This is a genomic window from Paraburkholderia yinzeri, from assembly GCF_046581065.1.
In the GTDB taxonomy this organism is placed as follows: domain Bacteria; phylum Pseudomonadota; class Gammaproteobacteria; order Burkholderiales; family Burkholderiaceae; genus Paraburkholderia.
Genome location: NZ_JBFOCJ010000001.1, coordinates 1,533,011 through 1,557,788, shown reverse-complemented (window position 1 = coordinate 1,557,788; position 24,778 = coordinate 1,533,011). Strand labels below are relative to the sequence as shown.

The window sequence follows — 24,778 nt, the reverse complement described above, 5'->3', positions numbered from 1 at the left end:
GCCAACATGGCCGAACCTAGCACCACCACGCTCGCCGCTGTCTCGGCCGGCATTGGCTTTGCAAGCCTGTTTCCCGGCATCGACGGCAATGCGCTGATCGGTGCATTTACCGGCGCCGCGCTGGTCGTCGTCACGTCGAAGGACCTGTCGCTCGGCAAGCGCCTTGCATATCTGGTGATTTCGCTGATCGCCGGCTATCTCGCCGCGCCCGATGTGGTGAGCCATACGCCGATCACGAGCACCGGCGTTGCTGCTTTCTTCGCTGCCGCTCTGGCGATCACTGTGACCCTGCAACTGATCGAGCGCATCAAGTCTTTCGACCTGTTGTCGCTGTTTCGAAAGGGCTGACCCATGCACAACCCCCTCGCACTGATTGCGCTGATTGCGTACACCGTCGCCGCGCTGTGCATCCTCGTCTATCGCCGCGACGGCTCACGGCATCGCACTCACATTTCATGGTTCGCCTGGCTGCTGCTGGTCGTGCTCGGCGGCTCGGCGATCGAGCTGGCGTTGCACGCGAAGGCGGTCGGCTATTTCGAAGCGGCCCGCGCCGTTCTTTTCGCTGTTCTCATTTTTGGCGCACGCGGCAACGTCGCGCGCCTGCTGCGGAGTACATGACATGATCCTTAGAAAAGGTGATATCGGCGACGATGTGTCGTTATTGCAAAAGCGCCTCACGCGCGCTGGCTTTCCGGTCCCCGAGACTCACGTTTTCGACCATGAAACCGAATCCGCGGTGATGGCCCTGCAGAAAGCTCGCGGCCTCGTGATCGACGGCATCGCCGGCCCGAAAACGATGATCGCCTTGCCGGGCGTCGCGCTGCCGAGGCACCTTACCGATACCGACCTCGTGCGGACGGCCGACGCGCTGGGCGTGTCCGTCGCATCGATCCGCGCCGTCAACGAAGTCGAATCACGCGGCGAAGGCTTTTTGACCGATGGCCGGCCCGTGATCCTGTTCGAGCGGCATGTGTTCTACAAGCGCCTGAAAGCGCGAGACCTCGACGCTGAAGCACTTGCGGCGAAGTATCCGAACATCGTATCGAGCACCGCCGGCGGTTACATGGGCAAGGCGGCCGAATACACCCGGCTCGCGACAGCCGAGCGTATCGACGCGGACGCGGCGCACGAGTCGGCGAGCTGGGGCGCGTTTCAAATCATGGGCTATCACTGGAAAGCCCTGGAGTATTTGAGCATCGCCGATTTCGTCGCACGCATGCAGCGCAGCGAAGGCGATCATCTCGACGCGTTCGTGAGGTTTATCGCGGGCGACACGGCCTTGCTTTCCGCGCTGAAGGGTAGGAAGTGGGCGGCCTTTGCGAAAGGCTATAACGGCCCGGATTACGCCCGCAACCTGTATGACGCGAGGCTCGCCCAGGCATACGCGAAATATGCCGATCGCGAGAAGGCGGTGGCATGAACGCGATCGCCGTGCGCCTCGGCGCGATCGCGCTCGTCGTGCTCGCGCTCGTCGCCGGCTGGTTTTACGTGAAAAGCCTGCGCGCCGAGCTGGTCGCAGCACAAGACGACGCACGCACCGCGAAAGAGACGGTCGGCCGTCGCGACGCACTGATCGCCGATCTACAGAAGAAAGCGCGCGACGACGCGCAAGCGCTCGCGCAGCTCGAAGCGAAGCGCCAACGCATCGCGGCCGACCTCGCGCAATTCGAAACCGACTTTGAGGCCTTGAAGCATGAAAACGAAACGGTTCGCGCCTGGGCTGACGGCGCTTTGCCTGACGCTGTTGTGCGCCTGTACAACCGGCCCGCGATCACCGGAGCCGACGACTTCGTTTCAGCAATGCGCGCCCGTCGCGCGCTGCACGCTACCGGCGATGGCCCTGCGTACTAACGACGAGCTGCGCCGCGCGCTCGACGTGACTGAGGCGGCCTGGGGCGAATGCGCGGCCCGTGTCGACATGATCGCGACGTGCCAGGCGCAAGGCTTGCCCGTGCCCGACAAGGCCGACCATGAATAAGGCGACCAGTCTGCGCCGTGCCCTCACGGTGGCCGTGCCGTCACTCGCGGTCGATCCCGACAAGCTGCTCGTGTTCATCGACGCCGGCAACATCGTCGGCACCGGCGCCGTGTCGCTATCGTTCGATTACGCGTACACCCTCAACGTCATCATTGAGGATTTCGCCGGCGACGCCGATACCGTGTTCGTCGCGGTGATGGCATGGGTTCGGCGCAATCAATCTGACTTGCTCACGAATGACGATTTGCGAAAGTTGGGCATTTCTTTCGAAGCCGATCAACTGACGCAAACGACCGTCGATCTGTCGATCAAGCTGCGGCTTACCGAAAGTGTCGTCGTCGGCACCAATGACGCCGGCGAACAGACGATCGAACACGTCGGCGAGCCTGTGCCCGAATGGGACGTAAATAGCCTGGTCGATCCGCAATGGACGAGTTAAGCGCGCTCGAATCCTGGGCGGGCACGCTGCTCACGCAGCTCGCGCCGGCCGCTCGCCGCGTGGCGACGCGCGAAATCGCGCGCGAGCTGCAACGCAGTCAACGCACGCGCATCGCGCAGCAACGCAACCCGGACGGCACCGGATTCGAGAAGCGCAAGCCGCGCCCGAAAAAGCACCTGCGCGACAAGGCCGGCCGCATCAAGCGTGCGGCGATGTTCGCGAAGCTGCGGCAAACACGCTATCTCCGCACCGAATCGGACTCGGCCGGCCTTACGATCGGCTTTGCCGGCCGCGTGGCACGCGTGGCACGCGTCCACCAGTACGGCGAAACCGATCGCGTCGCCAAGGGCGGCCCCTCGTACAAATATCCGGCCCGCGTGCTGCTCGGATTTACTGACGCCGAGCGCAATTTGATTCGCGATCTGTTGCTCAAACATATCGCGCGCTGATCGCTCGCCCCTCAAAATATGTACCCGGCACGCTAACAAACGCCGCGTGATGACTCGCGCGTGCGTGCTCGGCAACATGGAGGCATGAACGCAAACGAATCCTCACGCCAATTTTTGAATGGCATTCGCAAAGGCACGGTATTAGAAGTGCAGGGCGCGCTATGTCGGGTGGAAAGCGGCGATTTATCTACCGACTGGATTCAATGGTTCGTGCCTTTTGCCGGCGAAACGATCGCGTGGCTTGCGCCCTCGATCGGCGAAGGCGTAATGCTGTTGTGCCCGAGCGGCGACCCGGCGCAAGCCGTCGCGCTGCGCGGTTTCTATTCCGAAGATTTCCCCCCGCCGAGCACTGACCCGGCGAAGCACGTCCGCAAGTATCGCGACGGCGCAACCGTCGAATACGACACGGCCGCCCACTCTCTCACCGCCAAATTGCCCGCCGGCGCGACCGTGCTGATCGTCGCGCCTGGTGCGGTCAACGTGCAGACCAAGGCCGCAACCATCGAAGCGGACGAAATGACGATCGACGCGAAAAACACCACCGTAACGGGCGCGATGCTGGTTAAAGGTGCGTTCGCGTTCGAGTCGGGCATGACCGGCAAGAGCGGTTCAGGCGGTTCGACCATGAAGATCGACGGCGGGGCCGAATTCACGCAAGACGTGATCGCAGCCGGCGTCAGTACATCGAAGCACAAGCACCAGGCGCAAGGCGCGAACGCCCCGACAAGTGAGCCGACGAAATGAAAGGCATGAACGCATTTACCGGTCGCGCGACGGCCGGCCTCGCACACCTGTATCAATCGATCTCGAAGATTCTGACGACGCCGATCGGCACGCGCATCGCGCGCCGCGAATTCGGTTCCGAGCTGCCCGAGCTGGTCGACGCGCCGAACAATGGCGCGACGCGTGTTCGCCTGTATGCGGCGATCGCGACCGCGCTGATGCAGTGGGAACCCCGCTTGCGCCTGTCGCGCGTGCAGCTCTCGACGGAACAGACCGACACTGGCGCGGGCGTGCAGGTTGTCGACATTGAAGGCTCGACTACCGAAACCGGCGATCCGGTATCGACGCGCGTGCAGCTCACGAACGGCGGTGCAGCGTGAGCGCAACCCCGATCGATCTGTCGCGTCTGCCCTCGCCCGATATCGTCGAAACGATCGATTTCGAAACGCAGCTCGCCGAGCGCAAGGCGAAACTCGTGTCGCTCTATCCGGCCGACCAACGGGACGAAGTAGCGGCGGCGCTCGCGCTCGAATCCGAGCCGATGAACATTCTTTTGCAGGAAAACGCCTATCGCGAAGTCGTGTTGCGTCAACGCGTCAACGATGCCGCGCGCTCGATCATGCTGGCCTATGCGCAAGGCACGACCCTCGAACACCTTGCCGCGCTGTTCGAAGTGCAACGCCTGACGATTACCGAGCCTGACCCGGCCAACGATATCGACGGCGTTTATGAGGACGACACCGACTTGCGCGCCCGCACGCAGCTCGCGCCGCAAGGCTTTTCCGTCGCCGGCCCCGAGGGGGCATACATCAAGCATGCGCGCGACGCCGATGGTCGCGTGCTCGATGCCTCGGCCGTTAGCCCCGCGCCGTGCGAAGTCGTCGTTACTGTCCTGTCGCGCGAAGGCGATGGCACGGCAGACAAGCCGCTTGTCCACAAGGTGCAAGCCGCGCTCTCGGCCGATGATGTGCGCCCGCTCACGGACTTCGTAACGACGCGCAGCGCAACCATCAAGCGATATGCGGTTCGCGCGACCCTCATTTTCTTCGCCGGCCCCGATCGCTCTGTCGCACTCGCCGAGGCAAACAGGCGCGTCAAGGCGTACACGGCCGAAATGCACAAGCTCGGCATGGAAATCACGCTCGACGGCATCTATGCCGCTGCGCGAGCGCCTGGCGTGCAAAAGGTGATTCTCGACGAGCCGGCCGCCGATATTCCGATTTCGAAAATGGAGTCGGCTTACTGCACAGCTATCGAGCTGATCGACGGGGGCATTTACAACAATGAGTGATCTGCTCGCCCCGAACTCGTCGACCACCGAGCGCAACCTTGCGCATGTCGGCGCACGCATTAGCGACATTCCGTCGCCGCTCGCCGCACTGATGGACCCTGACGCGATCCCGCTGCCGCTGCTGCCCTGGCTCGCGTGGCACCTCGGCGTCGACGCATGGAAAGACTACTGGCCCGAGCAAACGAAGCGCGCCCGCGTCAAGGCCGCCATTCCGATCGCACGCAAGAACGGCACGGCCGCTGCCGTGCGCCAGGTCGTCGCCACGTTCGGCGCAAACGTCGCGCTGCGCGAATGGTTCGAGCAAACGCCGCGCGGCAAACCGGGCACGTTCGACGTAGTGCTTACGGTCAGTTCGCGTAACGGCGAAGCGCCGACCGCTGCATTCGTCGCCGACATCATCGCAGAGATTGATCGCACCAAGCCCGTGCGCGCGCATTACACCTTCACGCAAGGCTTTTCCATGCGGGGCACGCAGCGCGTCGCGGCGGCCGTTCGGTGCGCGCTGTATCGCCGTCTTTCATTCTCGGATATCTGAACATGGCCGCAACCCTCATCACTGTTACTGACGCTGGACGCGCCGCGCTCGTTGCGCCTAGCAATGACGGCACCAACGCGCACAAGATCGTCGAAATCGGCCTCGCGAGCGCCCCTTTCATCGCTGACAAGGCAATCAAGGCGCTGCCAGGCGAGCGCAAGCGCATCAAGACATTCGCCGGCGAGAACGTTGCGCCCGACACGATCCATGTGACGTTGAAAGACGACACCGCCGATCAATTCACGCTATACGGCTTTGGCCTGTACCTCGAAAACGGCGTGCTGGTCGCGGCCTATGGGCAGGCAACGCCGATCATGGAAAAGTCGCCTGATGCGCTGCTGATGCTGTCGGCCGATATGCAGTTCGCGACGATCGACGCGGCGCAGCTCGTGTTCGGCGACGCGTCTTTCACGAACCCGCCGGCAACGACGCAACGCCAAGGCGTTATCCAGCTCGCCACGCAAGCCGAAGTCGACGCCGGCGCAGACGACACGCACGCGGTCACGCCCAAGACGGCGGCGAAGCGATACGCGGCCCTTATTGGCGCCGATTTTTCCGGCCCCGTTAAGGCGCCCGCCCTCTCTGCCGATGCCGCGACCCTCGGCGGTGCGACGCTCAAAAACACGTTGCGTCAAGCCGTGTTGTCAGTCGCGAATTTTGACGGCCTGTCGATTGAAGCAACGGACGCACCGACCGCGACGAAAAAGCCGATCGCAATTGCCCCTTGGGGCGGCAACGTGATCGTCGGCACGACCGCCAACGATGGTATGGGCCTGTTGCAAGTCGCCGGCCTGATTACCGCGCAAACGCCGCCGGCAGGCGACCAGTCGCGCCGCGTGGCGACTACCGAGTTTGTGATCGCCGCGATCGCCTCGGCCACGGTCGGCACGATCGTTTTCGAAGCTCGTACAACGGCGCGCGCCGGATTCCTCAAGCTCAACGGCGCAATACTCCGTCGCGCTGACTATCCGGCCTTGTGGGCCTATGCACAGGCGAGCGGCGCAATCGTCGCTGAGGCGATATGGACGGCAAACAACTGGGGTTGCTTCTCGACAGGCGACGGCGCGACGACCTTTCGAATCCCCGAGCTGCGCGGCGAATTCCTGCGCTGCTGGGATGACGCGCGCGGCGCTGATTCGGGCCGAGGTATCGGTACCTATCAAGGCTCGCAAAACATCTACCACGCCCACGGGGCCAGCTCGGCATGGATCGGCGATCACATTCACAGCGCATGGACAGACACGCAAGGCTGGCACGGCCACGGCGTCAATGACCCCGGCCACGCCCACACCGTACACGGTCAAGACCCCGGCTTCGGCGGCGATGTCAGGGACTCGGCCGCGATGGTTCGTGGCGATCAGGGCTGGAGACGCGCTGACCAGGTGGTCTCTGGGTCAGGCACCGGGATCTGGCTGAACGGCGACGGCAACCACGGCCACGGCGTCGGTATCGGCGGCGCCGGCGGCCACGCTCACGGCATCACCGTTAACGCTGACGGCGGCAACGAAGCACGGCCGCGAAATATCGCCCTGCTCGTAATGATCCGCGCTTACTGAGGTAACTAACCATGCTCATTCATCAATACGACGCCGAGACCGGCCAATACACGTCAAGCCGCCTGGCTGATTCCGACCCGCTCAATCTCGATCGCTGGCTTGTGCCTGCATTCAGCACGGCCGCCGAGCTGCCGGCACGCACGCCGCTTACATGGCCGTTCTACATCAACGGCGCATGGAAGCTGCTGCCCGACTATCGCGGCCGGATGCTGCACAGACAGGACAACGGCCAGGCGGCTGAAATCCTCGTCGCCGGCACCACGCCCGCCGAGAACGGCTTGACGGAAACGCCGCGCCCCTCCGACGAATACACCTGGTGCGAAGGGGCCTGGGCGATCGATCCGGCTGTCGTCGCCGAGAAGGCGCGCGCGGCGGCAATGGCGGAGTTTGAAAAGCGCATGACGTACGCCCGAACGATGAACAACGGCAAGGCCGATGCGATCGCGGTCGGCCTGCTGACGCCCGAGGAGGCCTATTACTTCCGCGCCTGGTCGACCTATCAGCTCGCCCTTGTGCGGGCGATACAGCACGAAGGGTTCCCCGATGCCGTGACATGGCCGGCCGAGCCGATTTCGTTCGAAGAGGTGATGGCCCCGGTAAAGGCTGAATTCGACGTGCGCATGACGAAGGCGAAGGCCTTCACGGATGGCAAGGCCGACGCCTATGCAGCCGGCACTCTCTCAGACCAGGAGGCTTACGAATTCAGGGTATGGATCGCCTATCAGACCGCCCTTTCGCTCGCGCTCGAGCGCGACCCGCTGCCGGCCGTTCGCTGGCCGGATGAACCGCAACCGTATCCGTCACCGACGACGCCGGCAACGCCGGCCCCGTCGTCGGCTGACACCGCGCCGGAAACCCCGGCCGACCCCGCGTAACGCCGCAAGCGTCGCGAGCTGCAATCCGCCCTTTCACTGCCCTTTTTAACCTGGAATACACATGGCAACTGACTACCACCACGGCGTGCGCGTTATCGAAATCAACGAAGGCACGCGCCCGATTCGCACCGTATCGACGGCCGTTGTCGGCCTCGTGGCGACCGGCCTCGATGCGGATAAAGACCTGTTCCCGCTCGATACGCCCGTGCTGCTGACGAACATTCAATCGGCGCTCGGCAAGGCCGGCGACAAGGGCACGCTTGCCCGCTCGCTCGAAGCCATTTCGGCACAAACGAAGCCCGTCACGATCGTCGTGCGAGTCGCAGAAGGAACCGACGACGCCGCGACGACAAGCAACGTTGTCGGCAAAACCGATATCAGCGGCCGTTACACCGGCATGCAAGCGCTACTCGCCGCGCAAGCACGGCTCGGCGTCAAGCCGCGCATCCTGGGCGCCCCTGGCCTCGATACGCAACCGGTCGCGATCGCCCTCGCCACGCTCGCGCAGAAACTGCGCGGGTTCGGCTACGTGTCGGCGAATGGTTGCGAAACCAAGGAAGCGGCGACCACGTACCGCAAGCAATTCAGCCAACGCGAGCTGATGGTTTTGTGGCCGGATTTCGTCGGCTGGAACACAAGCACGAACGCATATGGCACGGTCGACGCAACGGCGATCGCGCTCGGCCTGCGCGCGAAGATCGACGAAGAAACCGGCTGGCACAAGACGCTTTCGAATATCGGCGTCAATGGCGTCACGGGTATCAGCCGCGATGTTTTCTGGGACTTGCAAGACCCGACGACGGACGCGGGTTATCTGAACGAGCACGATGTGACGACCCTGATTAACTCGAAGGGGTATCGCTTCTGGGGTTCGCATACCTGCTCGGATGATCCGCTGTTCGCGTTCGAGAACTACACGCGCACCGCGCAAGTGCTCGCCGACACGATGGCCGAGGCGCACATGCTGTATGTCGACAAGGATTTGCACCCGTCGCTCGTGCGCGACCTGATCGAAAGCATCAATGCGAAATTCCGCGAGCTGATCCGCAATGGCTATCTGATCGGCGGAGAAGCATGGTTCGACGAAAGCGCGAACGACAGGGATTCGCTCAAGGCCGGCAAGCTCGCGATCGATTACGACTACACGCCGGTTCCGCCGATCGAAAACCTGATGCTGCGCCAGCGCATCACCGACCGTTACCTCGCTGACTTCGCTTCGCGCGTGTCGGCCTAACAAGGAGCAATAGAACATGGCATTGCCGAAGAAACTCAAGGCATTCAACCTTTTCCAGAACGGCGAAAACTTCGTCGGCCAGGTTGCCGAAGTCACGCCCCCGAAACTGACGCGAAAGATGGAGGCCTATCGCGGCGGCGGCATGAATGGCCCCGTCGATATCGACCAGGGGCAAGAGGGCATCGTGCTCGAATGGACGTGCGGCGGCCTCATGCGTTCCGTGCTGACGCAATACGGCATCACGAAGCATGACGGCGTGCAACTGCGCTTCGCGGGCGCCTACCGTGCCGACGATTCGGGCAAGCCCGACGCCGTTGAAATCGTCGTGCGCGGCCGTCACAAGGAAGTCGATTTCGGCAACGCGAAGCCGGGCGACGATACCGCTTTCAAAGTCTCGACGACTTGCAGCTATTACAAGCTGACGATCAACGGCGAGACCGTCATCGAAATCGACCTGATGAACATGATCGAGAACGTCAATGGCGACGATCTGCTCGCCGATCTGCGCAAGGCGATCGGCCTGTAACGCACACCGGCCCGCGTAGACCGCGCGGGCCTCACCGAATCCCCTATCTGAGAGATAACCATGTCCAACCTCGACACGCCCATGCACGCGCACCACATCACCGACCCCGGCCACTCGCACAGCATCACGCCGGCGGCGCAACCCAAGCCGAACACCGTCACGCTCGACGCGCCGATCGAGCGCAACGGCGGGCAGACCATCACCGAAATCACGCTGCGCAAGCCGGCATCCGGCGAGCTGCGCGGCACGTCGCTCAATGCCCTCGTGAATCTGGACGTCGACGCGCTCGGCAAGGTGTTGCCGCGCATCTCGTCGCCGGCGCTCACCGAATTCGACGTGCAGCAGCTCGACCCCGCTGACCTCGTGCAATTGGGGGTCGTGTTCGCTGGTTTTTTGCTGCCGAAGCGTGCTCAGTAGAGCACGGCATACCTGACCGGGTTGAAGAAGCGATGGCCGATATCGCGACGGTCTTTCACTGGACCCCGCGCGATATGTGCGACTTCACCCTCGTCGAATTGGCTGAATGGCGCGAGCGGGCGCGCTCGCGCAGTGGAACGGAATAACAATGGCAAACGGTAACGACCTTAAATTGCGCGTGCTGTTCGACATGATCGACGGCGCAACAAAGCCCCTACGCAACATCATGAACGGCAATAAGGGCCTTGTGAAGTCGCTTAAAGAGTCTCGTGAAGAACTCGGCAAGCTACAGAAGGCACAAAAGGACGTTGCCGCGTTCCGCGAAATGCGCACGGGCCTCGCCGGCACGGCGCGCGAACTTAGCAGCGCGCAGACCCGCGTTAAAGAACTGGCCGGCGGCCTGCGCGCGTTCGGCCCGCCGAGCCGGCAAACGATCGCCGACTTTGAAAAGGCGAAACGCTCTGTCGTTCAGCTCACGGCCTCGCACGGCCAACAGGCGACGAAGGTTGACGAGCTGCGCACGCGCCTCGCCGGCGCGGGTATCAGCACGCGCAACCTGTCGCAGCATGAGCGCGAGCTGCGCGCCAGCATCGCGGCGACCACCGGCACTATGGGCGGGCAGATGGAAAAGCTCGAACAGCTCACGCAGCGCGAGAAGGCTGTCGCCGCTGCGCGCATGAAAATGAACAGGCTGCAAGGCACCGCGGCGAATATGGCCGTCGCCGGCTATGCCGCGAAGGCAACCGGCTCGCACATCATGGGCGACCTCGCCGAAACGCTCGACCAGTCCAAGGCATTCGAAAGCGAAGCCGTGCGCATCAAGGCGCTCGGCCTCGGCGATCACGCCACGGCCGACGCGATCAAGTACGCGAAAGCTATGAAACAGATGGGCACGAGCACAACGGACAATATGACGCTCATGCGCGACGCGCTGACCATCTTCGCCGACGAGCACCATGCGCAAATGGTGATGCCGACGCTCGCCAAGATGAAATTCGTAAACGAATCACTGTTCGGCGCCGAGGACGGGCACGCGAACGAAGAAAAGTTTATGAACATGCTGAAGGTGATCGAGCTGCGCGGCGGCACGAAAAACGAAGCAACGTTCAAAGACGAAGCGAACATGGTGCAAAAAGTCATCACGGCGACCGGCGGCCGTGTCGGCGGCGACCAGTGGATGCAGTTCATTCAGACCGGCGGCGTCGCGGCGAAACAGATGCGTAAGGACGCGTTTTTCTATCAGATGGAGCCGCTGATTCAGGAAATGGGCGGGCACGCTGTCGGCACCGGCCTCATGTCAGCATACAACAACGTCTATCAGGGCAAGACCACCGTGAAGGCCGCGCGCGAGCTGGTAGGCCTCGGCCTGATTCGTAAAGACGGCGTTGAGTACAACAAGATGGGACAGGTCAACCACTTCAAAACCGGCGCGCTGATGGGTAGCGACATTCTGAAGGCCTCGCCGCTCGAATGGATGGAAAAGGTATTGCTGCCCAAGCTGGCCGCGAAGGGCGTGACCGACCCCGACAAGGTCAAGGACACGATCGCAACGATTTTCACCAATCGCACTGCTGCAAACCTGTTTACGACGATGTACATGCAGCGCGATCAAATCCACAAGAACGAGCGATTGAACGCGGGCGCTGACGGCATCGACGACGGGGCGAAAAAGGCGGAGGCGATGACCCAAGGGCGCGAACTCGAAGCCCTCGCGAAAATCCGCAACCTCAAACTCGAAATCGGCGAGAAGGTTTCGCCGATCTATAACGCCGGCCTGTCGCTCACGGCCGGCTTGCTCGATCGCGTCACGGGATTCATGAAAGAGCACAGCAAGGCCGCGCAAGTCGTGCTCGTGACACTTGCCGCGCTCGCCGCGATGCTCGTCGGCGGCGGTATGTTCACGATCGCACTTGCCGGCGTGCTCGGCCCGCTCGCGCTCGTGCGTTTCAGCATCACGACGCTAGGCCTGCAAGGCGGCATCCTGTCGCGCGTGCTCGGCTTGCAGGCGGCCGCGTGGAGATTTCTGGGGCGCGGCATCATGTTCGCCGGCCGCGCGATGCTTGCGAACCCGATCGGCTTGGCGATCACCACGATCGCGGTCGGCGCTTACCTGATCTTTCAGTATTGGGAGCCGATCAAGGCCTTTTTCGGCGGCCTATGGGCACAGGTTCAACAGGCGTTCGCCGGCGGCCTTTCAGGTATCGGCGCCCTCATTGTCAACTGGTCCCCGCTCGGCCTGTTCTATCAGGCCTTTGCGGCCGTGATGCAATGGTTCGGCATCGACATGCCGACGAAGTTTTCGGAATTCGGCGGCAACCTGCTCGCGGGTCTTGTCAACGGCATCACAAGCGGCCTCGGAGCGGTGAAAGATGCGATCACCAACGTCGCAAGCAATACGGTCGACTGGTTCAAGGAAAAGCTCGGCATTCATAGCCCGTCGCGCGTGTTCGGCGAGCTGGGCGGGTTCATCACCCAGGGCGCGGCGATCGGTATGGAAAGCGAGCAAGGCCGCATCGCGAAAGCGGCGGTCGGCCTGGCGACGCTCGCGGCGACCACGTTCGCGGCGCCTGGTGCCGCACAGGCCGCCGGCGGCCTCGGTGTACCCATTGACGCCCGCCCCGCCCTGCAAGCCCGCCAGGCGGCCGGAAATTCTGCAGGCGGAGCATCGTCGGCCGGCGGCGATCAATACATTTTCAACATCACCGGCAACGACACGAAGGCGATCCGCGCCGAAGTCGAAGCCGTGTTGCAGAAGATCGAGCGCGAGAAGCGTGCGCGCGCCGGCTCGCGCCTGTCCGATTAACCGGGAGAGAGAACAATGATGATGGCTCTAGGGCAGTTCGTTTTCAGTCTGTCGACCCTCGCCTATCAAGAGCTGCAACGGCGCACGAGCTGGAAGCATGCGAGTACGTCGCGCGTCGGCGCACGCAACGCGCGGCAATTCCTCGGCGACGGCGACGACACGATCACCATGACCGGATGGTTTGCCCCCGACCAGGGTATCGGCAAGCTCTCGTCGCTGGCCAATCTGCGATCGATGGGAAGCGACGGCGACGCCTATGCGCTCGTCGACGGCACGGGCACGGTGTACGGTGCGTTCGTTATCGAAGGCCTCGACGAAGGGCAAACGCTTCACCAGAAAGACGGTATGCCGAGGCGCATCGAATTCACATTGAGCCTCACGCGCGTCGACGACGGTCTTGTGAGGACGAAAACCGAGCCGAAGAAGGACCAGGCGCAATGAAGCAACCAACGCCCATTTATCAAATCACCCTCAACGGGAAGGATCTGACTGGCAAGATCGAGCCGCGCCTTGTGAGCCTGTCGCTCGACGAGTCTCGATCGGACGATGCCGATACGCTTACGCTCGTGCTCGACGACTCAGACGGCAAGCTCGCGATTCCGAAACGCGGCGAAGTCGTACGCGTGTCGTTCGGATGGGCCGACACTGGCCTCGTCGACAAAGGGTCTTTCACGATCAACGAAATCGAACACGCCGGCTCACCGGATACGCTCACCATTCAGGCGCGATCGGCCTCGATGACGAAGGACATAAGCGAACGAAGGGAAAAGAGCTGGCACGGCGAAACGATCGGCGCGATCGTGCGCAAGATCGCTGGCACGCACGGCCTGAAACCGGCGATCGCCGAAGCCCTTGCGAAAATCGCGATCTCGCACATCGATCAAACGCACGAGTCGGATATGTCGTTTCTCACGCGCCTCGCGAAGCGATACGATGCCGTGATGAACGTGAAGGATTCGCACTTGCTGTTCATGCCGATCGGACACGGCACGAGCGTAAGCGGCAAGCCGCTCGCCTCGATCGAACTGACGCGCAAGAGCGGCGATCAACACTATTACCACGTATCCGAGCGCGAGAACTATGCCGGCGTGCGCGCGTTCTATCACGCGACCGGTCGCGCAAAGCGCAAGTCTGTCGTCGTCGGAGGCGAGAACAATCACAGCATCAAGGTATTGCCCGAGACGTATCCGACCGAAGCCGAGGCACGCGCGGCCGCAACGGCCGAACTCAACCGCACGCAGCGCAGCCAGGCGACCATGAGCTATACGCTCGCGCTCGGCCGGCCCGACCTATACCCCGAGGTTCCAGTCTATCTGAACGGGTTCAAGCCCGATATCGACAACGAGTCATGGCTTGCGAAGAAGGTAAGGCACTCGATCGCCGATGGTGGATATACGACCGCGCTCGAACTGGAAACGCGCGACGATCCGACAAGCGGTCGACACCGCTCGCACTTTCGCAAAGGTGGCTCATGAATCGCGGTCAACCTTTGAGATACCCGAGCATGGCGCCCATGACACCCATGCGGCCACGCTGATCGAGTTTGCGAAATACGCTCAGAAACTGCTGTTCGTCTTCCGGGATACCGGCTTCCGCGAACCGGCCGGTAACGATATAGGCTGCGTCCAGGCCCAGTGCGTGGACAGCAGCGAGATAGGCCGCGTCGGGCATGCGTTTGCCCGTTTCGTAGTGGGTCTGCGTACCCTTGGACATGCCAACGGCCTGAGCGAGTTGCTCCTGGCTCATGCCCACGCGTAGTCGTTCTTCCTTGAGCCGTTTCGCTGAAGTAGTCATTTGGATAGCAATTTATTGACAAATACACAATCGTGCCATTATATTCTTACGTATTGTAATTATTTGTATGCGTTTGAAAGGTTTCATTGCCTGAGTTCGTTAGATCTGGATGAGCCTGTCGAACGTACGCCAAATCATTGCGCTGCCACGAGGTCGGGCGCACGCCGGGGGGCGTGTCTTTGTCCCAGGAGCCTGAGCCCATGAGAATCACAATCCGCTGTCCGCATTGTGGAACACGACCGATTGCCCGTACCAGCCGCGAAATGTCGGGCACGCTGCGCGAACTGACCTATATGTGTCAGGACCCTGAATGCGGGCATACGTATGTCGCCAACCTTGAAATTGTACGCACGCTGTCGCCGTCAGCGAAACCCAACCCGGCTATCCGGATTCCGTTCTCGCCACATGTGCGCGAACGCATCATGAAGCAGCTTGAACTGACTCTGTAACCACCCTGCCAGCGAGGCCACCATGACAACCACACCTGAGCTGTATCCGCTGGCGATGACTTTCATCGCACAGCATCAGGCGCAGCACCTTGAACACGACCGGCACCTGTTGGTTGAACGGTGCATCGCTCACCTGATCGACGCCGCCGGCGTCTCTGCCAGCACGGCCGAAGATGCGGCGTTGCAGGCAGTTGGTGAGATCGAATCGGGTTGCCGGCGCGAGTACATCGACCTAGCACGCGCGACGGCCTACGCCGTCTTTGTGCATGATCCCGTAAACGGCCGCAAGCGCGTTTTCACGGTCGCCGATCTGATGGGTCTCGTACGGACCCCGGCGCTGGCCAGTCAGCCCGTACCTAGCACACGCACCCTGTCTCATCACGGCATGCCCATGCCCGAGCTGACTAGCGAACACGGCCAGCGCACGCACACCGGCTAAACAGCCCCCTGTCCCCTTTCGCCGTGTATTCCCGCCGATCCATTGTGGATCGACGGGCGGAATTCTTTACGCCTGAAAAAACGTTGAGCATGACACCAACCCTTCATCACGACATCCTGCGCCGCCTTCTGGCTGACTTCGGTTTCAGGGAAAGCCGGGAAAACAGCAACTGGCTACAGCAGGGCTTGTGCCCCTCATGCGGCAAGAAGGAACTGTTTGCGCGCGCCGACAGTCCGTGGTTCGTGCGCTGCGGACGCGCAAACAAATGCGGTTACGAAGAGCATGTGAAAGCGCTCTATCCCGACCTCTTTGAAAAGTGGTCCGAGCGCTATCCGCCGATGCCGGCGAACCCGAACGCGGCGGCCGACGCGTACATGCAGTTTGCACGCGGCTTCGACCCTGCACGCGTGCGCGGCTGGTACACGCAGGAACAGTATTACGACGCGAAGCTGAAAGCCGGTTCGGCAACCGTGCGTTTTGCGGTAGCCGATACGTACTGGGAACGGCTCATTGACGAACCCGGCCGGTTCGGTGGCAAGAAGGCCAACTTCAAATACGGCGGCAGCTATGCCGGTCGCTGGTGGCAACCACCGACGCTCGATCTGTCCACCATCGACGAGGTGTGGCTGGTCGAAGGCATTTTCGACGCGATCGCGCTCGAGCATCACGGGATCGCGGCCGTCGCGCTCATGTCGTGCAACAACTATCCCGAATACGCGCTGGCCGCGTTGCGCGACACGCCCGGCGACAAGCCCCGGCCGCGACTCGTGTGGGCGCTCGACGGCGATCGCGCCGGGCGCAGCTATACAAAGAAATGGGTGCGTCGTGCGAAAGAGGCCGGCTGGACGTGTGAGGCGGCGCTGATTCCGCAAAGCAAGGTCAAGATCGACTGGAACGACCTTCATCAACGCGACCAGCTCGGCGGCGACAATGTGGCCGAATACCGCCACTATGGCGCGCTGCTGCTTGCCGAGACTGCGTTCGACAAGGCCATACTCCTGTACGAGAAGCGCGGTCTGCGAGAATTCCCGTTCGACCATGAGCAGCGCCTGTACTGGTTCAAGCTGGACATGGAGCGCTTCGACCGGGCGCGCGAAGCGGCCGAACAGCAGTCGGGACTCACTGAAAAGAGCCGGCGCGACTACGCGCTGAACGAATCGGGCACGGTGAGCGAGATCGCCAATTGCCTGCCCACCGCGCTCTATTACCAGGCCAATACCCTCACCGACGAAGCCTGGTATTACTTTCGTATCGACTTCCCGCACGGCGGCCACGCTGTCAAGAACACCTTTACAGGCGGTCAGATCGCCTCGTCGGGCGATTTCAAGAAGCGGCTACTGGCAATCGCGCCTGGCGCGTTCTATACCGGTAACGGCACGCAGCTCGACCGCTACCTGAAATCGCAGATGGCCGGCATCCGTTCTGTGCAGACCGTTGATTTCGTGGGCTACAGCAAGGAACACGGCGCATACATCTTTAACGACCTTGCAGTAAAGGGCGGGCAGGTCTATGAGCTGAACGAAGAGGACTTTTTCGATATCGGCAAGCTGAGCGTCAAGACGCTGAACCAGTCGGTATCCCTGAACGTCAACAGGAAGGCCACCGACGAGCAGTATGAATGGCTGGACCGACTGTGGCACTGCTTCGGCGCGAAGGGCGTCGTGGCGCTCGCGTTCTGGTTCGGGTCGCTGTTCGCCGAGCAGATCCGCGCCGAACACAAGAGCTATCCATTTCTGGAAATTGTCGGCGAGCCGGGCGCGGGCAAGTCGACGCTGATCGAATTCATGTGGAAGCTCTTCGGCCGGCGTGACTACGAAGGCTTCGACCCGTCGAAATCGTCGCTCGCCGCACGTGCTCGGAATTTTGCGCAGGTGTCGGGCATGCCGGTCGTGCTGATCGAGGCCGACCGTAGCGGCGGCGAAGACACGGCCAAGGCCCGCTCGTTCGACTGGGATGAACTAAAGACCGCATACAACGGCCGCAGTGTGCGCGCGATCGGCGTCAAGAATGGCGGCAACGAGACACGCGAGCCACCGTTCCGGGGCGCAATCGTCATTAGCCAGAATGCGCAGGTGTCGGCCAGTGAAGCCGTGTTGCAGCGTCTGCTGCATCTGCACTTCGACCGCTCCACGCAGACCCCGCAGACCAAACGCCATGCGGAAGAACTGGAGCGCATGCCGGTTGACGCGGTAAGCGGCTTTCTGCTGGCTTCGATCCGCCGCGAGGCCGACGTAATGAAGACCGTCACGGAGGCGACGCCCCGATACGAACAGCAGCTCCAGGCGCTCGGCGAAATTCGCAGCATGCGTATCGCCAAGAATCATGCGCAGTTGATGTCGCTGGTCGACGCGCTGGCCCATGTCGTGCCACTGGCCGACGAGCGCATTGACGCCGTGCGCACGACGCTGATCGACATGGCAATCAGCCGACAGCGCGCGATCAACGCGGATCACCCGGTCGTGCAGGAATTCTGGGACATGTTTGAGTATCTGGACGGCGACGTCGACGAGCCGCGCCTGAATCACTCGTTTGATGAAAAGCTGATCGCGGTGAACCTGAACCACTTCGCGACGGTGGCCGCCGACCGGCGGCAGACCACGCCGCCGCTGGCCGACCTGAAACGTTATCTGCGCACCAGCCGCTCGCGCCGCTTCATTGAGGTCAAGACCGTCAAAAGCGCGCTGCGCGGACGGGACCCGGCCAACCGCGCCTTGCCGGCCACCGTCAAATGCTGGGTGTTCGAGCGAGCATAGTGCCTGCCACCTTTGGACGTCCGACCAGAATGAAATCGCTGCACTGCCCAGCAACAGATATCGCCACGAAGTTCGCGCCACGCCCTGTTCATGCACCAGAAAAAGATACCAGATGAATACACACTGCCGTTTCTCACCGACGCCGAGCTTCGAATCATCGCGGCCCCTCTTCGCCAGCCTGCGGCCATCATCCGCTGGTTTCGGCGGCAAGGCTTCGATGTGCGGATCAAGCCCAATGGAATGCCGCTCTTGTCACGCACTCACTTTGATGATGTGATGGCCGGGCGAGGCGGTGATACGGTGCATGCGACGCGTCGTCGATCCTGCGAGCCAGATGTGGCCGCCTTCCTCAATAAATACAAACGAACCAGCAAATCCGACAATGGGCCGAACAAGAACACACAATCCACTCGGACTTGACCCGAAGAAGCACGCGCGCCTGTATGCCAAACACGGCGCGTTCTACTATTTCCATCGCGGCGGCCGCTGGGAGCGGCTCGGCACCGATCTGGCCGAAGCGAAGCGCAAGGCGGCGCTGTACAACGATCCTGAATCGTCCTACGGCTCGATGAAGCACTATCTTGACTTGTTCGTCGTGCACTGCGAGCAGCGAGTCACGCGAGGCGAATTGGCCCCGCGTACCTACGTGGATTACAAGCGGGATGTGGAGCCGCTGAAGGACTTCTTCGGCCGCATGACGCCGGCCAGCGTCGAGCCGAAACATGTCGCACGGTATCTCGATGCCGGCGCGGAACTGGGCCGCCCCGTGCGGGCCAATCGTGAAAAGGCGTGTCTTTCCGTATGCTTTACGTGGCTCGTGCGCGGCGGCGACGCCGGCGTCAAGACGAACCCGTGCAGCGGCGTGCGACGCAACAAGGAAAAGAAGCGCGAGCGCTATGTCGAGCACGACGAATACGGCACGGTCCACCGGATGGCGGCCAAGCCTGTGCAGATCCTCATGGAACTGATCTACCGGACATTGCAGCGTCCGGAGGACATCATTCTCTGGACGCGGGCCAACATCGTGACCAAGCGCGAAGGTGACAGCACGCGGCGCGTCCTGCGCAACAGGCAGGGCAAGACCGGCGCAATCGTCGACATTGAGATCACTCCGACGCTCGATGCCGTGTTGCAGTCGGCGCTAAACGATTCAGTGCCGAGTATCAGCAAGACCCTCGTGCACACCCGCAAAGGCGAACCGTATGTGTACAGCGGCCTGACTTCTATGTTGCAGCGATACACGACGAAGGCGAGGCTCACGCCGTTTGGCATTTACGATCTCAAGGCCAAGGGTGCCACCGACATGTGGCTCGCTGGCGTGCCGCTTGAACAGATACAGGTGCTGTGCGGGCATGAGTCGGTGACAACCACCGAGATCTACGTGAAGTGCCGCTGGCGAGGTACGGTGCAGCCAAATTCGCTCCCGCTGGTGTCTAATAAAACTAGCTGAATCCAGCCGGGAAAGGGATGAAACTTGGCGAAAACAGGGAAAAATATTAGACAGATGCGATAGTGAAAGGCTTACTGGTAAAGGCTTTGCGAGGAGCTGGAGTGCGGGACTTTTAATCCGTTGGTCACAGGTTCGAATCCCGTACGGCCTACCATTAGTTTCAAGCACTTAGCCCATCCCTAACCGGATGGGCTTTTTGCTTTTGCGGTACTGTGTAACCGTCATGTAACCAGATGAACGTGAATGCCCTACGCGACCGGTCGGCGCGATAAGTGCCCACCCTGCGGAAGTCAGGAATATGCCCGCGACGGGAGTACCTCACTGCTCCCGTAAGTGTATCGGGTTGTGGTGTCGCCAAAGTTGGCTGTTCGAAGCGTGGCACTAAAAGCACAATTTTCACAACGACTGTGTGTGCCAACGCGCGCTTTTGGCCGCACTACGTCCTACGAGCGAGAGGGGCAATTGTCTCGCGCGCGCGCGTCATTCAAAAGGCATAAATCGTCGACCCGTTGCGGCCGGTCGAGCTTTACTGTCCCATGACCGCAATCAACCCTGAAGCAGACATCCACAGTCGACCGGCATCAGTTCCCACGCAATTAAAGCAATTATTGAAAATTGCTGTGGGCAACGACTGCCAACCGGCGTCGAATTTCTATTCGTTCTGTTCCTGATTTTGTAGCATTTTCCTAGAGCGACTGACAATGACCGCGTCCAGCGATGGAGCAAATGCCAATCCAGTGAATATAGCTGCGATATTACTCAACTCTGATTTCAATGAGTGCGGAATAGCTTCCATCAGCCGCTCTACGAACCAAAGTGCAAAAACCGAACCACCAAAGCCGGCTGCCTCATGCAATTGTGCCGAAGCGGCATCTCTAAGTGTCCCCATGAGCAAAGCGCTTATACCCCAGGATTTAAGGCACTGAACCCGTTTTTCATATAAACGGACGTCCGCATTAAGTTGCTCTATAGCCTCTTGCAATTTCTCAGGGGAGGAACCATCACTCATCAGGCGTCTAGCGAGCGTACGGAATTGCGCTACAGAGTGCGGCGAAAAGTTCTTTGCCACCTCTAACGCCGGTATCTCTACGGGAGCAAGCAATTCACTGACAATCTTGTGCATTCGATTCGATGCTGGCGACGAGGGCACTTGTGATACTCGACCAAAATAACTTGCAATAATCGCAGCGTGCGCATCAAGTGAAAATTCTTCGGTGATTGCTGAGGGAATGTACGTTGCGCTCAGCGCCAAACTCCACTCCACGTGCGCACCTGCCAGCATCATTTCAAGGTGCGTGTCTTGTCCATGAATGGCTTGCACAATATTTGCAACGTGTGGGCCGATACCGACGCCTAAGCATGCAATTGCTCCGCGCTCAGTAAAGAAGTCGTATTGCCTCCCCAAAATCTTTGCATAACTCCTAAGAATGTTAGACAGAGGATGATCGCCCACATTCTTAATAATCGCCTTGATTAGACTGATTCGCTCGAACGCCGAAAATGGGCCATAAAGCAAAGGATCTTTCTTTTGACCAACTTCAAACACTCGACTGGCCAACTCTCTTGAAAGAATAATACTGGAAGAATTTGCTTCGAATGCAGATTGAATCAACCTGGATTCATAGTGCGAAACAGAATAAGGCAGAACTAAGCGAATTCGATTCATCGAGGCCAACTCACCTAGGTCAGCTTCCGATATTCCAAATCTTTTAAGTGTGCCACCACCGATTTCGATGCGCTGAGGGATAATATTAATGCAATCGTAAATTGTCAATAATTCAGATAATTGAACCTCACTGCAATCGGCCGCATCGATAAGACATGAAAGCTGAGACGGTTCATGAATCACCCTTTCGTCCAGCTTGCAAATTTCCCGTCGCCTAACAAATTCCCGCCACCGGTCTTCGTCTCTTTGAGCGAGTTGACCCATGAAATTGGGGCGATTTGAGAGCTCATTCGAAAGCGAAAGAGTCAGTTGTTCTGTAACTGGCAAAACTTTAGCAGGTAGCGCGTTTTCTAAGGAGGTCGCGAATAATAGCTGCTTACTTGGTTGATCAATGGAAAGAAAACCAAGTTTGACTCGATTTTTTTCTTCTTCTGGTAGCGTCCCCGGTGTCGAGAATGTCCAAAGTGCAGTACGCGGATCGTACGTAAGGCTGCCGACGGGCATATTTGGCGTAGCCAGGCACAGCAATCGATTCGCCTCGACGAGATTAAGAGGAGAATTTGATAACCATAAATCTGCCTTTATATTTGATGGAACATCAATCGGTTTCGCCCCTGTCGGAAGGATCAGGACGATTTCGATATTGCAATTTATCGGGCGGATGTGATTATTGAATTCACCGAGAAAATCTTCAAACTGATCTCGCGAGCAATTTACCAAAATGAAGAAATTTATATTGATCCCGTACAGGGAGGACTCGCACTCGGGGTGGAGGAATTGAAATTGGAAGAACGACCATATTGAAAGTCGCCTTTGAAATTCGATATTTACCGCAAGCGCATCATTATTCGGCAGCCCTGATTCTCGGTATTCCATAGATCATTTAATAACAGTAGGTTGTTTGATGTATCTCGATTTTACACTGCATCCATCGGAGTGGTTGTGGCGTCAAGAAAAGCTCTCCGAGGTCAATGGTAAATCGCACGTTTGCCAGCAGGACATTGGTATTCGTCATCCCGCGCAATGTAGATGAAGTCCGCCCGATCGAATCGGCCATGGCATTTTGCGCTTGATGTCGTGGGCTTCGGCAACATGACCGCAATCCCTGCATCCGCACACTCCTTGATCTGAGGCCCACTGTAGTAGCCACGATCGGCGAGCGCCCGCAGTCTGGTTCTGCCCATCGCATCGCGCGCAGCTTTCGCAATAGGGCTGAGCTGAGCCCGGTCACTACCAGAGTTTGTGACCTCGTGAGCAACGATGAGGTGGTGTTTGGCGTCAACTGCCACCTGTACGTTGTAGCCCACTATTCCCGAGCCTTTGCCGCTCGTCGCCATGGAACGCGCGTCGGGATCGGTCATCGAGAGTTGGCCGTCAGGCTCTGTCTTGAGCTGCTCCTTGATCTGGTCGAGCTTGTGCATCTGCTCGCGCAAGCGCGCGATCTTGTCCTGCAAACGGGCCGTCTTTGCTTCCAGTTCAGCGGGTTGCGTACGATCGGCCGTCTCCAGAGCGTTCAGATACCGCTGGATGCTCTCCTCAATCTGCTTTTGCCGCTTGTCGACCTTACCCTCGGTGAAGTTGCGATCGCGAGTGTTGACCGCCTTGAACTTGCTGCCGTCGATGGCAACCAGCGCTTGCGAGAACAGTTTCAGCTCACGGCACAGAACGACGAAGCGGCGACAGACGTTACGAATGCCGGTGCCGTTATCACGACGGAAATCAGCTATGGTCTTGAAGTCCGGCGCCAGGCGGCCGGTGAGCCACATCAATTCAACATTACGCTGGCATTCACGTTCTAGGCGCCGGCTCGATTGAACCTGGTTCAGGTAGCCGTAGATATAGATCTTCAACAGCACGGCTGGGTGATAGGACGGGCGCCCTGTAGTCGATGGCATCGCGCCGGCGAAACCCAGTGATTCAAGGTCAAGCTCTTCAACGAACGCCTCGATGATCCTCACCGGATTGTCATCAGCGACGAAGTCATCGAGGCATTCTGGAAGCAGCGTCACCTGCTTGCGATCTTCACCTTCTATGAATCGCTTCATCCGGTCACCCATGCTGGACGAGTTAATCCAGTGTAGGCGATCAACGCGTTTTCACACACCCTCGACCCACAAGGTGACCGTCGACGTTCCCAGCAACGGCCATTTGACGAATTGGTTGAGCAGCTGCAGTAGATGTCGCCTCTGATCACGTACTGCCAGCGCTGGAGCCGTGCTCACAACGCGCCCCTTAGTAGATTTTTCATTCGTATGGTGCGCTATGATGCAGCTCTCGCTTCCCGAGTTTTCACTTGGCACAATGGAAAAACGATACCAAGTCTTTATTAGCTCGACCTTCTCGGACCTCGCGGCTGAACGCGACCATGTGTTCCGGACATTGATGGAGATGGACTGCATCCCAGCGGGTATGGAGCTTTTCCCCGCAGCCGACGAAGAGCAGTGGCAGTTTATCGAACGAATCATTGATGACTGCGATTACTACCTCTTGATTATCGGGGGGCGCTATGGGTCACTATCGAGCGAAGGAATCAGCTATACCGAAAAGGAATTCGATTACGCCGTCGCAAAGGGACTACGCGTCGTCGCGCTTATCCATGGAAAACCAGATGACATTCCTGCCGGAAAATCTGAAGCAGACCCCGTATTGCGCGCAAAGCTAGTAGCGTTTCGCGAAAAGGTCAAGACGGGTCGACTTGTCAAGTTTTGGGAAAAGGCGGATGAACTGCCCGGTCTTGTCTCGCTAAGCCTCACCAAGACAATAAAAACGTATCCGGCAATAGGTTGGGTTCGCGCGAATCAAATTTCCAGCCAAGACAGCTTGATTGAACTTAACAATCTACGCAAGGAAAAAGAACAACTTCTGAAGCTCGTTACAGAGCTACGATCAAAGGTCGTAACAAACCGAGAAATCGAGGACATCGCGGATATCGACACTGAGTTTTCTCTTCAGGTCAGATATTTCTATGACAGAGCGAAAAGAGGGTTTCAGGTTTCTCTAAGTTGGCGTGCGATCTTCGCGCTCATCGCGCCGTATCTTTTGGAAGATCCCAGCGAAAGCACCGTCGAAACGAAGTTGACGAAGACCTTGATGACGCAAAGGAACCTTTCCGGGACATCGGCTTCGCTTGACGAGCAGCAGTTCAAGACGATAGGGGTTCAGCTTACTGCCTACGGGCTTGTGAAGATCGAAAATTTGCAAACTACCGCCGGTGGTCGGGCGTTGTTCTGGCGAATAACTGAGAAAGGCGAGCAAATGCTGTTCGAAACTCGAGTCATACGTGCCGAACCAGCCAAGCCGGAAGGTGAGCAAACCGTCGGTAGCCAGCAATCGGCGACATGAACATCGCAATGGAGCAACCGGTTCAGTAGCTGCGTCGAATGCCTCAAATTGGCCGCACC

General features: G+C 59.7%; 28 protein-coding genes and 1 pseudogene. 26 read left to right on the top strand and 3 right to left on the bottom strand.

The window, feature by feature from the left end; translation table 11 throughout:
* Positions 1 to 6 precede the first annotated feature (6 nt).
* The 20 genes from WJ542_RS07450 to WJ542_RS07355 all read left to right on the top strand — a co-directional run bounded on the left by WJ542_RS07450 (position 7) and on the right by WJ542_RS07355 (position 14,301).
* Positions 7 to 348, top strand: coding sequence for a putative holin (locus WJ542_RS07450; protein WP_411188657.1), 342 nt, complete (start codon positions 7 to 9; stop codon positions 346 to 348).
* 3 nt (positions 349 to 351) lie between these two features.
* Positions 352 to 618, top strand: coding sequence for a phage holin family protein (locus WJ542_RS07445; protein ID WP_411188656.1), 267 nt, complete (start codon positions 352 to 354; stop codon positions 616 to 618).
* 1 nt (position 619) lies between these two features.
* Positions 620 to 1,420 carry an N-acetylmuramidase domain-containing protein gene (locus WJ542_RS07440; RefSeq protein WP_411188655.1) on the top strand — a complete coding sequence of 267 codons (801 nt, stop codon included), beginning with the start codon at positions 620 to 622 and terminating at the stop codon, positions 1,418 to 1,420.
* An 11-nt stretch (positions 1,421 to 1,431) separates the two neighbouring features.
* Complete coding sequence (lysB, locus tag WJ542_RS07435; protein WP_411188654.1) at positions 1,432 to 1,851, top strand: Rz-like lysis system protein LysB; 420 nt, start codon at positions 1,432 to 1,434, stop codon at positions 1,849 to 1,851.
* The gene (lysC, locus tag WJ542_RS07430) at positions 1,745 to 1,978 is read left to right on the top strand and encodes an Rz1-like lysis system protein LysC (RefSeq protein WP_411188653.1); all 234 of its coding nucleotides are present in this window, start codon (positions 1,745 to 1,747) and stop codon (positions 1,976 to 1,978) included. Before lysB ends, lysC begins: the two co-directional genes overlap by 107 nt.
* The gene (locus tag WJ542_RS07425; RefSeq protein WP_411188652.1) at positions 1,971 to 2,417 is read left to right on the top strand and encodes a phage tail protein; all 447 of its coding nucleotides are present in this window, start codon (positions 1,971 to 1,973) and stop codon (positions 2,415 to 2,417) included. Before lysC ends, WJ542_RS07425 begins: the two co-directional genes overlap by 8 nt.
* Positions 2,405 to 2,866, top strand: coding sequence for a phage virion morphogenesis protein (locus tag WJ542_RS07420; protein ID WP_411188651.1), 462 nt, complete (start codon positions 2,405 to 2,407; stop codon positions 2,864 to 2,866). Before WJ542_RS07425 ends, WJ542_RS07420 begins: the two co-directional genes overlap by 13 nt.
* 84 nt (positions 2,867 to 2,950) lie before the next feature.
* Positions 2,951 to 3,610: a phage baseplate assembly protein V gene (locus tag WJ542_RS07415; RefSeq protein WP_411188650.1), complete on the top strand. Its 660-nt coding sequence runs from the start codon at positions 2,951 to 2,953 to the stop codon at positions 3,608 to 3,610.
* On the top strand, positions 3,607 to 3,969 hold the full coding sequence (locus WJ542_RS07410; RefSeq protein ID WP_411188649.1) for a GPW/gp25 family protein: 363 nt from the start codon (positions 3,607 to 3,609) through the stop codon (positions 3,967 to 3,969). The genes WJ542_RS07415 and WJ542_RS07410 overlap by 4 nt, the downstream gene beginning before the upstream one ends.
* Positions 3,966 to 4,880 (top strand): baseplate J/gp47 family protein, encoded by a 915-nt coding sequence (locus tag WJ542_RS07405; protein WP_411188648.1) that lies wholly within the window; start codon positions 3,966 to 3,968, stop codon positions 4,878 to 4,880. Before WJ542_RS07410 ends, WJ542_RS07405 begins: the two co-directional genes overlap by 4 nt.
* Complete coding sequence (locus WJ542_RS07400) at positions 4,873 to 5,415, top strand: phage tail protein I (protein ID WP_411188647.1); 543 nt, start codon at positions 4,873 to 4,875, stop codon at positions 5,413 to 5,415. Before WJ542_RS07405 ends, WJ542_RS07400 begins: the two co-directional genes overlap by 8 nt.
* A 2-nt stretch (positions 5,416 to 5,417) precedes the next feature.
* A complete protein-coding gene (locus tag WJ542_RS07395) occupies positions 5,418 to 6,971 on the top strand; it encodes a phage tail protein (protein ID WP_411188646.1) in 1,554 nt (517 codons plus the stop codon).
* Positions 6,972 to 6,982: 11 nt separating this feature from the next.
* Positions 6,983 to 7,846: a tail fiber assembly protein gene (locus WJ542_RS07390; RefSeq protein ID WP_411188645.1), complete on the top strand. Its 864-nt coding sequence runs from the start codon at positions 6,983 to 6,985 to the stop codon at positions 7,844 to 7,846.
* Positions 7,847 to 7,907: 61 nt separating this feature from the next.
* On the top strand, positions 7,908 to 9,080 hold the full coding sequence (locus tag WJ542_RS07385; protein ID WP_411188644.1) for a phage tail sheath protein: 1,173 nt from the start codon (positions 7,908 to 7,910) through the stop codon (positions 9,078 to 9,080).
* 16 nt (positions 9,081 to 9,096) lie between these two features.
* Complete coding sequence (locus tag WJ542_RS07380; protein WP_411188643.1) at positions 9,097 to 9,606, top strand: phage major tail tube protein; 510 nt, start codon at positions 9,097 to 9,099, stop codon at positions 9,604 to 9,606.
* Positions 9,607 to 9,666: 60 nt separating this feature from the next.
* Positions 9,667 to 10,023 carry a phage tail assembly protein gene (locus tag WJ542_RS07375; RefSeq protein ID WP_411188642.1) on the top strand — a complete coding sequence of 119 codons (357 nt, stop codon included), beginning with the start codon at positions 9,667 to 9,669 and terminating at the stop codon, positions 10,021 to 10,023.
* 32 nt (positions 10,024 to 10,055) lie between these two features.
* A complete protein-coding gene (locus WJ542_RS07370; protein WP_411188641.1) occupies positions 10,056 to 10,169 on the top strand; it encodes a GpE family phage tail protein in 114 nt (37 codons plus the stop codon).
* A 2-nt stretch (positions 10,170 to 10,171) separates the two neighbouring features.
* Positions 10,172 to 12,826, top strand: a complete 2,655-nt coding sequence (locus WJ542_RS07365) for a phage tail tape measure protein (protein WP_411188640.1) — start codon at positions 10,172 to 10,174, stop codon at positions 12,824 to 12,826.
* 15 nt (positions 12,827 to 12,841) lie between these two features.
* Entirely contained in the window at positions 12,842 to 13,267 is a 426-nt protein-coding gene (locus tag WJ542_RS07360) for a phage tail protein (RefSeq protein WP_411188639.1), read from the top strand.
* Entirely contained in the window at positions 13,264 to 14,301 is a 1,038-nt protein-coding gene (locus WJ542_RS07355) for a phage late control D family protein (protein ID WP_411188638.1), read from the top strand. The genes WJ542_RS07360 and WJ542_RS07355 overlap by 4 nt, the downstream gene beginning before the upstream one ends.
* Positions 14,302 to 14,308: 7 nt before the next feature.
* On the opposite strand, the gene WJ542_RS07350 is transcribed toward WJ542_RS07355, so the two are convergent.
* Positions 14,309 to 14,620: a helix-turn-helix domain-containing protein gene (locus tag WJ542_RS07350; RefSeq protein WP_411188637.1), complete on the bottom strand. Its 312-nt coding sequence runs from the start codon at positions 14,618 to 14,620 to the stop codon at positions 14,309 to 14,311.
* 200 nt (positions 14,621 to 14,820) lie between these two features.
* Here WJ542_RS07350 and WJ542_RS07345 point away from each other — a divergent pair, with 200 nt between their 5' ends.
* From WJ542_RS07345 to WJ542_RS07325, 5 genes are all read left to right on the top strand, one after another.
* Positions 14,821 to 15,069, top strand: coding sequence for an Ogr/Delta-like zinc finger protein (locus tag WJ542_RS07345; protein WP_411188636.1), 249 nt, complete (start codon positions 14,821 to 14,823; stop codon positions 15,067 to 15,069).
* Between the two features lie 22 nt (positions 15,070 to 15,091).
* Complete coding sequence (locus WJ542_RS07340; RefSeq protein ID WP_411188635.1) at positions 15,092 to 15,508, top strand: hypothetical protein; 417 nt, start codon at positions 15,092 to 15,094, stop codon at positions 15,506 to 15,508.
* An 89-nt stretch (positions 15,509 to 15,597) separates the two neighbouring features.
* Positions 15,598 to 18,261 (top strand): toprim domain-containing protein, encoded by a 2,664-nt coding sequence (locus WJ542_RS07335; RefSeq protein ID WP_411188634.1) that lies wholly within the window; start codon positions 15,598 to 15,600, stop codon positions 18,259 to 18,261.
* 90 nt (positions 18,262 to 18,351) lie between these two features.
* A complete protein-coding gene (locus tag WJ542_RS07330) occupies positions 18,352 to 18,681 on the top strand; it encodes a DUF4224 domain-containing protein (protein WP_411188633.1) in 330 nt (109 codons plus the stop codon).
* Complete coding sequence (locus WJ542_RS07325; protein ID WP_411188632.1) at positions 18,644 to 19,711, top strand: tyrosine-type recombinase/integrase; 1,068 nt, start codon at positions 18,644 to 18,646, stop codon at positions 19,709 to 19,711. Before WJ542_RS07330 ends, WJ542_RS07325 begins: the two co-directional genes overlap by 38 nt.
* 652 nt (positions 19,712 to 20,363) lie before the next feature.
* Here WJ542_RS07325 and WJ542_RS07320 read toward each other — a convergent pair.
* Both WJ542_RS07320 and WJ542_RS07315 read right to left on the bottom strand, forming a co-directional pair.
* Positions 20,364 to 22,253, bottom strand: a complete 1,890-nt coding sequence (locus tag WJ542_RS07320; RefSeq protein WP_411188631.1) for a hypothetical protein — start codon at positions 22,251 to 22,253, stop codon at positions 20,364 to 20,366.
* A gap of 98 nt (positions 22,254 to 22,351) precedes the next feature.
* Positions 22,352 to 23,422 (bottom strand): annotated as a pseudogene (locus tag WJ542_RS07315) (IS1182 family transposase); the annotation flags it as partial.
* A gap of 217 nt (positions 23,423 to 23,639) precedes the next feature.
* Here WJ542_RS07315 and WJ542_RS07310 point away from each other — a divergent pair.
* Positions 23,640 to 24,719, top strand: a complete 1,080-nt coding sequence (locus WJ542_RS07310) for a DUF4062 domain-containing protein (protein ID WP_411188630.1) — start codon at positions 23,640 to 23,642, stop codon at positions 24,717 to 24,719.
* Positions 24,720 to 24,778: the final 59 nt, after the last annotated feature.

Bases quoted from the DNA above. Each gene is read 5' to 3' on its own strand.
- WJ542_RS07450 (WP_411188657.1), top strand. From the start codon at position 7: ATGGCCGAACCTAGCACCACCACGCTCGCCGCTGTCTCGGCCGGCATT.
- WJ542_RS07445 (WP_411188656.1), top strand. From the start codon at position 352: ATGCACAACCCCCTCGCACTGATTGCGCTGATTGCGTACACCGTCGCC.
- WJ542_RS07440 (WP_411188655.1), top strand. From the start codon at position 620: ATGATCCTTAGAAAAGGTGATATCGGCGACGATGTGTCGTTATTGCAA.
- WJ542_RS07425 (WP_411188652.1), top strand. From the start codon at position 1,971: ATGAATAAGGCGACCAGTCTGCGCCGTGCCCTCACGGTGGCCGTGCCG.
- WJ542_RS07420 (WP_411188651.1), top strand. From the start codon at position 2,405: ATGGACGAGTTAAGCGCGCTCGAATCCTGGGCGGGCACGCTGCTCACG.
- WJ542_RS07415 (WP_411188650.1), top strand. From the start codon at position 2,951: ATGAACGCAAACGAATCCTCACGCCAATTTTTGAATGGCATTCGCAAA.
- WJ542_RS07410 (WP_411188649.1), top strand. From the start codon at position 3,607: ATGAAAGGCATGAACGCATTTACCGGTCGCGCGACGGCCGGCCTCGCA.
- WJ542_RS07400 (WP_411188647.1), top strand. From the start codon at position 4,873: ATGAGTGATCTGCTCGCCCCGAACTCGTCGACCACCGAGCGCAACCTT.
- WJ542_RS07395 (WP_411188646.1), top strand. From the start codon at position 5,418: ATGGCCGCAACCCTCATCACTGTTACTGACGCTGGACGCGCCGCGCTC.
- WJ542_RS07390 (WP_411188645.1), top strand. From the start codon at position 6,983: ATGCTCATTCATCAATACGACGCCGAGACCGGCCAATACACGTCAAGC.
- WJ542_RS07385 (WP_411188644.1), top strand. From the start codon at position 7,908: ATGGCAACTGACTACCACCACGGCGTGCGCGTTATCGAAATCAACGAA.
- WJ542_RS07380 (WP_411188643.1), top strand. From the start codon at position 9,097: ATGGCATTGCCGAAGAAACTCAAGGCATTCAACCTTTTCCAGAACGGC.
- WJ542_RS07375 (WP_411188642.1), top strand. From the start codon at position 9,667: ATGTCCAACCTCGACACGCCCATGCACGCGCACCACATCACCGACCCC.
- WJ542_RS07370 (WP_411188641.1), top strand. From the start codon at position 10,056: ATGGCCGATATCGCGACGGTCTTTCACTGGACCCCGCGCGATATGTGC.
- WJ542_RS07365 (WP_411188640.1), top strand. From the start codon at position 10,172: ATGGCAAACGGTAACGACCTTAAATTGCGCGTGCTGTTCGACATGATC.
- WJ542_RS07360 (WP_411188639.1), top strand. From the start codon at position 12,842: ATGATGATGGCTCTAGGGCAGTTCGTTTTCAGTCTGTCGACCCTCGCC.
- WJ542_RS07355 (WP_411188638.1), top strand. From the start codon at position 13,264: ATGAAGCAACCAACGCCCATTTATCAAATCACCCTCAACGGGAAGGAT.
- WJ542_RS07350 (WP_411188637.1), bottom strand. From the start codon at position 14,620: ATGACTACTTCAGCGAAACGGCTCAAGGAAGAACGACTACGCGTGGGC.
- WJ542_RS07345 (WP_411188636.1), top strand. From the start codon at position 14,821: ATGAGAATCACAATCCGCTGTCCGCATTGTGGAACACGACCGATTGCC.
- WJ542_RS07340 (WP_411188635.1), top strand. From the start codon at position 15,092: ATGACAACCACACCTGAGCTGTATCCGCTGGCGATGACTTTCATCGCA.
- WJ542_RS07335 (WP_411188634.1), top strand. From the start codon at position 15,598: ATGACACCAACCCTTCATCACGACATCCTGCGCCGCCTTCTGGCTGAC.
- WJ542_RS07330 (WP_411188633.1), top strand. From the start codon at position 18,352: ATGCACCAGAAAAAGATACCAGATGAATACACACTGCCGTTTCTCACC.
- WJ542_RS07325 (WP_411188632.1), top strand. From the start codon at position 18,644: ATGGGCCGAACAAGAACACACAATCCACTCGGACTTGACCCGAAGAAG.
- WJ542_RS07320 (WP_411188631.1), bottom strand. From the start codon at position 22,253: ATGGAATACCGAGAATCAGGGCTGCCGAATAATGATGCGCTTGCGGTA.
- WJ542_RS07310 (WP_411188630.1), top strand. From the start codon at position 23,640: ATGATGCAGCTCTCGCTTCCCGAGTTTTCACTTGGCACAATGGAAAAA.